The sequence below is a fragment of the Chromobacterium sp. ASV23 genome (assembly GCF_016428945.1).
Taxonomy (GTDB): domain Bacteria; phylum Pseudomonadota; class Gammaproteobacteria; order Burkholderiales; family Chromobacteriaceae; genus Chromobacterium; species Chromobacterium sinusclupearum.
This window is the reverse complement of record NZ_JAELTR010000053.1, coordinates 17901-27654: the sequence shown is the minus strand read 5'-3', so window position 1 is coordinate 27654 and position 9754 is coordinate 17901. Positions and strand designations below refer to the sequence as shown.

The 9754-nt window shown below is 63.8% G+C and carries 11 protein-coding genes and 1 pseudogene; 7 read left to right on the top strand and 5 right to left on the bottom strand.

The window, feature by feature from the left end; genetic code table 11:
• Positions 1 to 251 (top strand): annotated as a pseudogene (locus JHD59_RS17710) (hypothetical protein); the annotation flags it as partial.
• 81 nt (positions 252 to 332) lie between these two features.
• The gene (locus JHD59_RS17705) at positions 333 to 875 is read left to right on the top strand and encodes a DUF2059 domain-containing protein (RefSeq protein WP_199155194.1); all 543 of its coding nucleotides are present in this window, start codon (positions 333 to 335) and stop codon (positions 873 to 875) included.
• Between the two features lies 1 nt (position 876).
• On the opposite strand, the gene JHD59_RS17700 is transcribed toward JHD59_RS17705, so the two are convergent.
• Positions 877 to 1092 (bottom strand): hypothetical protein, encoded by a 216-nt coding sequence (locus JHD59_RS17700; RefSeq protein WP_199155193.1) that lies wholly within the window; start codon positions 1090 to 1092, stop codon positions 877 to 879.
• 120 nt (positions 1093 to 1212) lie between these two features.
• On the opposite strand from JHD59_RS17700, the gene JHD59_RS17695 reads away from it, so the two are divergent.
• The 3 genes from JHD59_RS17695 (at position 1213) to JHD59_RS17685 (ending at position 3537) form a co-directional block, all read left to right on the top strand.
• The gene (locus JHD59_RS17695; protein WP_199155192.1) at positions 1213 to 2028 is read left to right on the top strand and encodes an ABC transporter substrate-binding protein; all 816 of its coding nucleotides are present in this window, start codon (positions 1213 to 1215) and stop codon (positions 2026 to 2028) included.
• Between the two features lie 53 nt (positions 2029 to 2081).
• Positions 2082 to 2945 (top strand): NYN domain-containing protein, encoded by an 864-nt coding sequence (locus JHD59_RS17690; protein WP_199155191.1) that lies wholly within the window; start codon positions 2082 to 2084, stop codon positions 2943 to 2945.
• 64 nt (positions 2946 to 3009) lie between these two features.
• Positions 3010 to 3537 (top strand): GNAT family N-acetyltransferase, encoded by a 528-nt coding sequence (locus JHD59_RS17685; RefSeq protein ID WP_043625712.1) that lies wholly within the window; start codon positions 3010 to 3012, stop codon positions 3535 to 3537.
• On the opposite strand, the gene JHD59_RS17680 is transcribed toward JHD59_RS17685, so the two are convergent.
• The 3 genes from JHD59_RS17680 to pyrB all read right to left on the bottom strand — a co-directional run bounded on the left by JHD59_RS17680 (position 3494) and on the right by pyrB (position 6372).
• Positions 3494 to 4804: a chloride channel protein gene (locus tag JHD59_RS17680; RefSeq protein WP_199155190.1), complete on the bottom strand. Its 1311-nt coding sequence runs from the start codon at positions 4802 to 4804 to the stop codon at positions 3494 to 3496. The two genes, JHD59_RS17685 and JHD59_RS17680, sit on opposite strands and share 44 nt — an antisense overlap.
• 163 nt (positions 4805 to 4967) lie before the next feature.
• Entirely contained in the window at positions 4968 to 5426 is a 459-nt protein-coding gene (pyrI, locus tag JHD59_RS17675) for an aspartate carbamoyltransferase regulatory subunit (RefSeq protein ID WP_103318890.1), read from the bottom strand.
• Between the two features lie 25 nt (positions 5427 to 5451).
• A complete protein-coding gene (gene pyrB / locus JHD59_RS17670) occupies positions 5452 to 6372 on the bottom strand; it encodes an aspartate carbamoyltransferase (protein ID WP_043625707.1) in 921 nt (306 codons plus the stop codon).
• A gap of 399 nt (positions 6373 to 6771) precedes the next feature.
• Here pyrB and JHD59_RS17665 point away from each other — a divergent pair, with 399 nt between their 5' ends.
• Positions 6772 to 7986: an HD-GYP domain-containing protein gene (locus tag JHD59_RS17665; protein WP_103318888.1), complete on the top strand. Its 1215-nt coding sequence runs from the start codon at positions 6772 to 6774 to the stop codon at positions 7984 to 7986.
• Between the two features lie 111 nt (positions 7987 to 8097).
• Here the strand turns inward: JHD59_RS17665 and JHD59_RS17660 are convergent, their stop codons facing one another.
• Positions 8098 to 8823 (bottom strand): 16S rRNA (uracil(1498)-N(3))-methyltransferase, encoded by a 726-nt coding sequence (locus JHD59_RS17660; protein WP_199155189.1) that lies wholly within the window; start codon positions 8821 to 8823, stop codon positions 8098 to 8100.
• A gap of 108 nt (positions 8824 to 8931) precedes the next feature.
• On the opposite strand from JHD59_RS17660, the gene JHD59_RS17655 reads away from it, so the two are divergent.
• Positions 8932 to 9717, top strand: coding sequence for an inositol monophosphatase family protein (locus tag JHD59_RS17655; RefSeq protein ID WP_199155199.1), 786 nt, complete (start codon positions 8932 to 8934; stop codon positions 9715 to 9717).
• Positions 9718 to 9754: the final 37 nt, after the last annotated feature.

The window sequence follows — 9754 nt, the reverse complement described above, 5'->3', positions numbered from 1 at the left end:
GCGTCAGGATCGCCTCGGTGGATGGCTCGCCGGACATCGAGCGGGCCTTGCGCCAGCCCGGACCCATCATCGCCTCGGCCAGCCAATCGCCGTATCGGATAGGCCGCGAAGCGGTATTGCTGGGTCAGCGCCTGCGGCAAGGGGAAAAAACGGCGCGCCTGGTGAAGGTGCCGGTCACCCTGGTCACCCGCGATAATCTCGCCGCCTACCGCGGCTGGCAAAGCCCGCTGCCGCCCGCCGACAGCCATTGATCGCCCGTTCCGCTTTGACCTTCCCGCCTGGCGGTGTCACACTGCCGATCCGATATCTTTCACCAGATCAAAGGATTTGCCATGTTTGCTTCCCGCCCGCTGAAGGCCGGCCTCGTCGCCGTGCTGCTTTCGATGCCGCTGTTGGCCCATGCTGACGCCGCCCAGGAAGCCGGTGCCAAGGAACTGGCCGCCACGCTGAATCTCGACAATATGCTGCCGGATCTGGCGCAGCGCACCTCCGCCAGCGCCGTGCCGCTGCTGCAGGAATACTTCGTCAAGAACAAGATCCAGCTGAATGAGGCGCAGCAGAAGAAAGTGCAAGCCGGCCTGAAAGGCTACGGCGACAACATCCACAAGCTGGCCGCCGACTACTTTGGCTCGGCATCGGTCAAGACCCAGTTTGAACAAACCGTGGTCAAGAACTTCAGCACTCAATTCAGCGCCGACGAGCTGAAGCAGATCAACGCCTTCTACAAGAGCGCGGCCGGTCAGAAGTTCATGAAGCAGCAGCCGCAGATCATCAACGGCATCGCCGGCGAAACGCTGAAGACCGCCGAGAAGACCCTGCTGCCGAAGATGCAGGCCGCAGCCGAGGCCTACGGCAAGACCATCGCCAAGAAATAATTCATTCCAGCATCAAACTCAGCCGGCGCGCGCGCTCCAGCGCGGCGTCGGCGCCGTTCCACTCGTCCTGCCAGACCCACACCTGGCCGCGCGTGTCCAGCATCTCCATCAGCCACAACCGGCTGCCGCCCTGCAGTTCGACCCGCCGCGCCCGCACCGGGCGTCGATAGTTGAACACCACCATATCGCTGGTTCTGACCGGCGCCGCAGCTCTCATCGCACTCTCCCCGATTGTCCTGTCTCTACCCTTAACAGGCTCTTACGCAAAAGCCATGCCATCCCAAGCCCGCGACACGGGCTATAACAGGCATATCGCTCTTGCCCGCGCCCCTTTCCCATGCGCCTGTCCACCGCCTGCCAGATCTGGATCGCCGTCTTCGCGCTTCCCTGCGCGGCGGCGCAGACCGTCACCATCCTGACCGACAACGACTACCCGCCGTATTCCTACGAGGCGGACGGCCAGGCGCAGGGGATTTATAACGACATCCTCCGCGCCGCCTCGGCCCGCTTGTCCGGCTACCGGATCCAACTGCGGCCAGTGCCGTGGAAACGCGGCCTGGCCGAAGTGGAGAGCGGCCGCGCGCTGGCGCTATCGCCGCCATACTTCCGGCCGCACGACCGCCCCTTCATGCAACCCTACTCGGTGCCGATGCTGACCGAGCGCGTGGCGGTGTATTGCCGCGCCGAAACCATGCTTCGGCCCCGTCCTAACTGGCCGGACGACTATCTGGGCTTGCGCATTGGCAACAATGCCGGCTTCAAGCCGGGCGGCGACGCATTCTGGCAACGGGTGGCGCAGGGACAAATCCAGCTGGAGGAAGCAGCCAATGCCCACATCAACCTATTGAAGGTGATACGCGGCCGCCTGGACTGTTATCTGAACGACGATCTGGCCATCCAGCTTGAGCTGGCCCGGCTGCAGCAGGAGCATTTGTACTCGGCCGGGCAACTAGCCAAGGCGGTCACGGTATCGGAAGAACAAGGCTATGTCGGCTTCACCGACCGCGACGGCGGCCGCTTCCCGTACAAACAGGACTTCCTCAAACAGTTGAACCAGGCGTTGACCGAAATGAAACGGGAAGGCCTGATAGACGGCATCGTGGAACATGCGCTGCAGAACGCTCGCCAGCAACCCGAATCGCCATCGTTTTGACAGATGCGAAAAGCCCGGCTTAGCATGTGCTGTCGCCCTACCCGAAAGCATCAATGGAAAACCGCAAATTGGCGGTACTGATAGACGCCGACAACGCCCAGTCGTCGCTGATCGCGGAGCTGTTGGCCGAAGTGGCCAAATACGGCACCGCCGTCGTCAAGCGCGCCTATGGCGACTGGACCACGACACAACTGAAGGGCTGGAAGGACGTGCTGCACCAGTACGCCATCTCGCCCATCCAGCAGTTTGCCTACACCAAGGGCAAGAACTCCACCGACTCGGCGCTGATCATCGACGCGATGGACCTGCTCTACACCGGCAATTTCGATGGCTTCTGCCTGGTATCGTCGGACAGCGACTTCACCCGCCTGGCCACCCGGCTGCGCGAAGCCGGGCTGACCGTGATCGGCCTGGGCGAGCAGTCCAAGACGCCGCGCCCCTTCATCGCCGCCTGCGATAAATTCGTGTTCACCGAAGTCCTGCGCCCGGCCCCGCCGGCCAAGGCCAAAGCGGAACCCGCCGCCCCGAAGACCCGCGCCAGCCGCGCGCGCGCCAAACCGGCGCCGGCGAAGGAGCGCCACCCGCTGCAAGACATGTTCACCTCGGCGATCGAGGCGGTGTCCCGCGACAGCGGCTGGGCCGAACTATCGGCCGTCGGCTCCTACCTGGCCAAGAACGACCCATCGTTCGATCCGCGCAATTGGGGACATAGCCGGCTGTCGCAGATGGTGAAGAAACTGGATTTCCTGACGGTGCAGGAGAGCCGCAATGGCTCCAAGCTGCATAGCGAGATCCGCTTACGCCATGACGGCGAGCCGGCAAGCGCGGACGCGCCGGCGGTCGAACATGAGGATGCCCCGGCCGCCCCGGCCCGCAAGAAGCGCAGCCCGCGCAAGAAAACCCCGTCTGCCGGCTGAAACTGGCACGTTAATTGCACAAGCCTTGATTCAAGGCCCCTACGACCTCACGCAAGGACAGATCATGCAGATTCGTGAAGCCAACTTGGAAGACCTGGCTGCGATACTCGACATCTACAACGAAGTGATCGCCACCACCACCGCTGTCTACAACGACGACCCGCTGACGCCGGGCGAATTCGCGCTGTGGTTCCAGGATCGCACCGCCGCCGGCTACCCGGTGCTGCTGGCCGAGGAAGACGATGGCCGCGTGCTGGGTTTCTCCAGCTTCGGCGATTTCCGCACCCGCCCCGGCTACCGCTTCACCGTGGAGCACAGCGTGCACCTGACCGAACAGGCCCGCGGCAAGGGCATAGGCACCGCGCTGGTGCAGGCGCTGTTCCCGCGCGCCCAGGCCTTGGGCAAACACACGATGCTGGGCGCGGTGGACGCCGAAAACGAGGGTTCCATCCGCTTCCATGAAAAGCTGGGCTTCGTCCAGGTAGGCCGCCTGCCGCAAGTCGGTTTCAAATTCGGCCGCTGGCTGGACCTGGTCTATCTGCAGCGTTTCATCGACGGCGACCCCACCAACGGCCCGGCAGCCGACGCCTGATCCCTTCCGTCTCATCATGATAGAGCGCGCGGCCGCCCAGCAAGCGGCCGACGCGCGCAGCCAGCAGCGCGACCAGCGCCACCGGCAACAGCATGCTCCAGGCGCCGGTCAGCTCCATCAGCATCGCCACCGCCAACAACGGCGCCTGAGCAGTCGCCGCCAAGAACGCCGCCATCCCCACCAGCACCGCTCCCCCTCCTGGCAAGCAGCCGGGCAAAGCCAGATTCAACAGCTGGCCGGCCAGCGCGCCGCACGCCGCACCCGCGAACAGCATCGGCGTAAAGATGCCGCCCACCGCGCCGGAACCGCTGGTCGCCGCCGTCGCCACCAGCTTGCACAGCAGCAGCGTCAACACCAGCTGCCAGGCCGGTTGATGGCCCAGCAGCCACGATACCGTGCTGTAGCCGTTGCCCCACATCTGCGGCCAGAACCAAGCAAGGCAGCCCACCGCCGCGCCCCCCAGCGCCATCCGCAGCGGCAGCCGCCAGGGCAAGCGGGCGAAAGCGCGCCGGCCCAGTTCCATCAGCAGCAGAAACAGCGGGGCGCAAGCGCCCAACATCAAGGCCAGCAGGCAATAGCCGGCCAGCGCCAGCGCGCCCGGCGCCGGCAACGGCGGAGGTTGATACAGGGGAGACAAGCCAAACAGATGATTAACCGTCAGGCTGGCGGTCAGCGCCGCCAAGGCCAAGGCCGGCAGCGAACGCGCATCCAGCCGTCGCCATACCACCTCGCAGACGAAAACCATCGCCGATACCGGCGCATGATAGGCGGCGGCCCAGCCGGCGGCGATGCCGCAAGCCACCAGACGCCGCCGTTGCGGCAAACTCATCGGCAATAGCCGGGTCAATAACGAGCCGCCCTGCGCCGACAGCGCCACCATCGCCCCTTCGCGGCCGATGGAGCCGCCGCTGGCGACGGTGCATAGCGAGGACAGGCTGTTGACCAGGGTGCGGCGCAGGCTCAGGTGGCCATCCCCTACGCGCACCGCTTCCAGGTAATCGCCGGCGGCCGCGCCGCGCAACAGGTGCCGGCCCTGCTCCAATACCACGCCGGCCAGCAATCCGCCCAAGACCGGCGCCAGCGCCCGTTGCCACGGCGCCAGCCGGCTGGCGATCTCCACCAGGCCGCTGGCGTGCCCGCCCAGCAGATACGTCAGCGCGTGCAGCGCCGCCTGGAAGCACAGCACCAGCAAAGCGCCCAGCACGCCGCACGCGGCCGCGAACAAGGGGATCAGAACAAGACGGCGCAGTTTGGGCGGCAAGTGCATGCGAACGGAAACACGGTGAGGGCGACTGGCGTCAAGCCTAGCAGAGCGCCGCCGCGCGGAAAACGAAAAGCGCCGCAGTTGCCTGCGGCGCTCCTCTTTTTTTACAGCGACTGTCAGTGCAGTGCTTGTTCTTGATTTTCTCTATTCTCGTCCTTTGTACGACTCAGCGCACTTCTGCAACAATATCCCTACTGAACACTTTTTCGCAATACTTGCATTTCATTTTTGTGTCGTTAGCGACGGTTTTCACGTAGAAGAAACTGATCACCGGCTCGTTGTGAGATATGCAGTTGGAGTTAGGGCAGGAAAAAATGCCCTCCACCGCCTCCGGCAACGTCAATTTATGCTTTTTGACAACTTCGAAGTTTTCGATGACGTTGACGGTAGCCTGGGGCGCGAACAGCGCCAGCTCGTTGGCCTGCTCCTCGGTCAGCGCCACATTCTCCACCTTGATCAGGTCCTTGCTGCCCATGTGGCGGCTCACCAGGTTCAGGCCCACGGTGACGCGCTCGCCGCTCTCGGCCAGCTTGAACAGGCGCAGGATCTTGACGCCTTCGCCAGCCGGAATGTGATCGATCACGGTGCCTTGCTTCAGCGCTTCTACGGTGCGGGTGTATTGCATGATCTTGTCCTCTTTTCTTGCCTGATTACACGGTTTCGTTCAGCACCAGCGACAGCAGCGCCTGGCGCGCATACACGCCGTTCTTCGCCTGTTCGAAGTAGTAGGCGTGCGGCGTGGCGTCGACATCCACCGCGATCTCGTCCACCCGCGGCAGCGGATGCAGCACCTTCATGCCGGGACGCGCGGACTTGAGCATTTCGGCGCGCAGCGCGTACTGGCCCTGAATTTTCTTGAACTCGGCCTCGTCGAAACGCTCGCGCTGCACGCGGGTCATGTACAACACGTCCACTTCCGGGATCACGTCTTCCAGGCTCTCCGCCACCGTGTACTGAATGCCCTTCTCGTCCAGTTCCTCGCAGATGTAGTCCGGCATCGCCAGCACCTCAGGCGCCACAAAATAGAAGCGCGCGCCGAACAGCGACAGCGCCTGCGCCAGCGAGTGCACGGTGCGGCCGTATTTCAGATCGCCGGCGAAGGCCACGGTCAGGCCATCCAGCCGGCCTTGGGTCTCGCGGATGGAAAACAAGTCGAGCAGGGTTTGCGTCGGGTGCTGGTTGGAGCCGTCGCCGCCGTTGATCACCGGCACCGCCGAAAACTCGCTGGCCAGCCGCGCCGCGCCTTCCTTGGGGTGGCGCATCACCACCGCGTCGGTGTAGGAGCTGATGATCTTGATCGAGTCGGCCAGCGTTTCACCCTTCTTGGCGCTGGTATTGCCGCCGTCGGCAAAGCCGATGATGTTGCCGCCCAGGCGTTGCACCGCGGTTTCAAACGACAGCCGGGTGCGGGTGGACGGCTCGAAGAAGCAGCTGGCCACCAGCTTGTCCTGCAGCAGATCGCTGCGCGGGTTCTGCTTCAAGCGACTGGCGGTCTCCACCACCAGTTCCAGTTCCTCGCGGCTGAAGTCGGGTATGGAGATGATGTGCTTGCGGTACAGTGGATTGGCCATGATCGCTTTCCTCATGTTGGCGGTTGCGGACGAAAAAAAAGCCCCTGGATTCAGGGGCTTTTTTTGCGGAATACGGGAGCGTCGGGAACGATGGCGCGGAACAACAACGCCGCCGCGCCACCCAGACGGGTGTCGCTGATGCTGCTTCGCTGTCTTGCTGCCTGTTTCATGCCTGCGTTCCGAACAAAATTGTCGGAATATATCCTACCTCTGCTCCGCTGACAAGATGCAGAGCCCATGATCAGTCCATTTTTTTTCGATGCCGGTCCTTTTCCGCCGCCGCAGGCAGGCCGAATTGCAACAGTTCCCGCAGCAGCCTTGCAAATCGACGCAGCGGGGATGATGCTTGTAGTAGAGGCTGCGCCACGGCCCGCACTCAACTTTTCCCGAACACCCGACATGATCAAGCGCATAGACGTCAAAGACATCAAGATCGGCATGTACATCCACGATCTGAACAGCGACTGGATGTCCCACCCCTTCCTGGTCAACCGCTTCCTGGTGCGCAAGGAATCGGAAATCGAAAAGATTATCGATTCCGGCATCCACGAGGTTTACATCGATACCAGCAAGGGCCTCGATCTGCCGTCCGCGCCTACCGAACACGAGGTGCGGCAGAAGCTGGAAAGCGAGCTGATCGAAATCGCCAGCCGCCCCAGCACCGTGACGCGCAAAGTCGAGGCGGCGGAGGAGTTCGGCCGCGCCCAGCTGGTCCACAACGAGGCGAACCTGATCGTCCGCCACATCCTGCAGGATGTGCGCCTGGGCAAGCAGGTGCAGCTGGAGCAAGTGGAACCGCAGGTAGAAAAACTGACTGAATCCATTCTGCGCAACAACGGCGCGCTGCTGTCGCTATGCCGGATCAAGGACAAGGACAACTACACCTTCCAGCACTCGGTCAGCGTCGGCGCGCTGATGGTCAGCTTTTGCAACGCGCTGGGCATGAGCCGCGAGGCCATCCATCACGCCGGCATCGGCGGCATGCTGCACGATATCGGCAAGATGAAGGTGCCGGACGACATCCTGAACAAGCCGGGCAAACTGACCGAGCAGGAATTCAAGGTGATGAAGTGCCATGTGGTGGAAAGCCAGAAAATCCTGCATGCCACGCCGGGCATTCCGGAAATCGCCATCCAGGTGGCCGGCCAGCACCACGAACGCCATGACGGCAGCGGCTATCCGGCGGGCCTAAAAGGCGACGAGATTTCCCAGCTGGGACAGATGGCCGCCATCGTCGACGTCTACGACGCGTTGACCTCCGACCGCTGCTACCACCAGGGCATGTCGCCGACCGACGCCCTGCGCAAGATCTACGAATGGTCGAAGTTCCACTTCAACCCGGAGCTGGTGCAGGCCTTCATGCGCGCCATCGGCATCTACCCCATCGGCACCCTGGTGCGGCTGGAAAGCGGCAGGCTGGGCGTGGTGGTGGAGCAGAACGACCACAATCTGATCTGCCCCAAGGTAAAGGTGTTCTTCAGCATCAAGAGCAATACCCACATCAAGCCGGAAATCGTTGACCTGTCGCGCCGCATGGGCGCCGGCGGCGGCGACAAGATCGTCAAGCACGAGTCGCCGGAGAAGTGGCACATCGACCCGCTGCGCTTCCTGTAGGGCGGAAGCCCGGCCATGCCGGGCGTTCCGCCATCTCGCCGTCCATCACGCTAGCGCCAAACGACTTGCATGCACAGAGACTCGGCGGAACGCCCCCTTGGGGCTTCCGCCCTACCGGTAATCCCCCCACACCGCCTGCATGGCGCCGACAGCGGCCAGCGCGGCGGTTTCGGTGCGCAGGATGCGCGGCCCCAGCTTCAGCGGCGTCCAGCCAGCGGCCAAGGCCGCATCCTCCTCCGGCGCGGAGAAGCCGCCCTCCGGCCCCACCATCAGCCAGCTGCGCGCCGGCCGCTCGGCCAACTGCGCCAGGCTCTTGTCGCCGCGCGGCGACAGGATCAGCCGGATGTCGGCTTCCTGGCGCTGCGCCAGCCACTCGTTCAGCGTCAGAATGGGCAGCACCTGCGGCACCGTGTTGCGGCCGCTTTGCTCGCAGGCGGAAACCACGATCTCCTGCCAGCGCGCCACCCGCTTGTCGGCGCGCTCGCCGCTGAGTTTCACCACGGAGCGGCCGGCGGCGATGGGCTGGAACACCGCCACGCCCATTTCCACGCCCTTCTGCAGCGTGAACTCCATCTTGTCGCCGCCGGAAATGCCCTGTGCCAGGCCCAGCCACAGCGGGGTTTCACGTGAAACGTCGTCGAAACGCTCGATCACGCACTGCGCGTCGCGCTTCATCACCGCCCCGAGCACGGCGTGATACTCGCCGCCGCGTCCATTGAACAAGGTGATGGCGTCGCCGGCATTCAGCCGCAATACTTGGATATGACGCACCACAGCATCGGGCAGGGACAGTTGCTGGCCGACCGCGAGGTCGGCGTCCAGATAAAACCTTGGCATCGGATATTGAAAGTCGCTGTTGATACCGGTATTTTGCTAGGTTTGCTTCATTCGGCAAACCGCTTTTGCGCCGCGACGACGCATTTTTGCAGGAGAGACAGGATGCAGGTGCTAGAACAGGTGATGCGACTGGTGCGCGAAGTGGCGGCGCGCGAGGTCATGCCGCGCTTTTTGCACGTGGGCAAAAGCCGCAAGGACGACGGCACCCTGTTCACCGAGGCCGACCTGGCCTGCCAGCAAGCGCTGCAACACGGCCTGCCGGCCATTCTGCCGCATCCGGTGCTGGGCGAGGAGATGGAGCGCGAGGAACAGGACGCGCTGTGGGAGGCCAACCGCAACGGCCTGTGGGTGGTGGACCCGATAGACGGCACCACCAACTTCGTCAACGGCCTGCCGTATTTCGCCATCTCGGTCGGCCTGATGGTGGCCGGCAAGAGCGAGCTGGGCGTGATCTATAACCCGGTGTCGGACGAGATGTTCTACGCCCGCCGCGGCCTCGGCGCCTGGCTGAACGGCCATCGCCTGCCGCTGAAGACCATCAACAACTGCATCGGCGACGCCATCGCCAGCGTTGAAGTCAAGTATCTGCGCTCCGGCAAGCTGGCGGCGCGCATCGGCAGCGTGGCGCCGTGCGGCAGCCAGCGCAATATGGGCTCCAGCACGCTGGACTGGTGCTTTCTGGCGGCCGGCCGCTACGACCTGTATCTGCATGGCGGCCAGCGGCTGTGGGACTACGCCGCCGGGGCCGTCATCGCCGAGGAAGCCGGCGCCCGTCTGGCCAGTCTGAATACCGACGATTACTGGAGCGACGTGATCTGGAAGCGCTCGGTGGTGGCCGCCATCACGCCGGAGCTGTTCTCGCAGTGGCACCGCTGGGTGCGGGCCAACCAGTAAGCCCAAGGCGCTGGCTGGGCGCTGCGCGGTCGAGTCG

What these genes read in the sequence shown, in the direction of transcription:
- JHD59_RS17705 (WP_199155194.1), top strand. Translation starts at nt 333, where the DNA reads ATGTTTGCTTCCCGCCCGCTGAAGGCCGGCCTCGTCGCCGTGCTGCTT.
- JHD59_RS17700 (WP_199155193.1), bottom strand. Translation starts at nt 1,092, where the DNA reads ATGAGAGCTGCGGCGCCGGTCAGAACCAGCGATATGGTGGTGTTCAAC.
- JHD59_RS17695 (WP_199155192.1), top strand. Translation starts at nt 1,213, where the DNA reads ATGCGCCTGTCCACCGCCTGCCAGATCTGGATCGCCGTCTTCGCGCTT.
- JHD59_RS17690 (WP_199155191.1), top strand. Translation starts at nt 2,082, where the DNA reads ATGGAAAACCGCAAATTGGCGGTACTGATAGACGCCGACAACGCCCAG.
- JHD59_RS17685 (WP_043625712.1), top strand. Translation starts at nt 3,010, where the DNA reads ATGCAGATTCGTGAAGCCAACTTGGAAGACCTGGCTGCGATACTCGAC.
- JHD59_RS17680 (WP_199155190.1), bottom strand. Translation starts at nt 4,804, where the DNA reads ATGCACTTGCCGCCCAAACTGCGCCGTCTTGTTCTGATCCCCTTGTTC.
- pyrI (WP_103318890.1), bottom strand. Translation starts at nt 5,426, where the DNA reads ATGCAATACACCCGCACCGTAGAAGCGCTGAAGCAAGGCACCGTGATC.
- pyrB (WP_043625707.1), bottom strand. Translation starts at nt 6,372, where the DNA reads ATGGCCAATCCACTGTACCGCAAGCACATCATCTCCATACCCGACTTC.
- JHD59_RS17665 (WP_103318888.1), top strand. Translation starts at nt 6,772, where the DNA reads ATGATCAAGCGCATAGACGTCAAAGACATCAAGATCGGCATGTACATC.
- JHD59_RS17660 (WP_199155189.1), bottom strand. Translation starts at nt 8,823, where the DNA reads ATGCCAAGGTTTTATCTGGACGCCGACCTCGCGGTCGGCCAGCAACTG.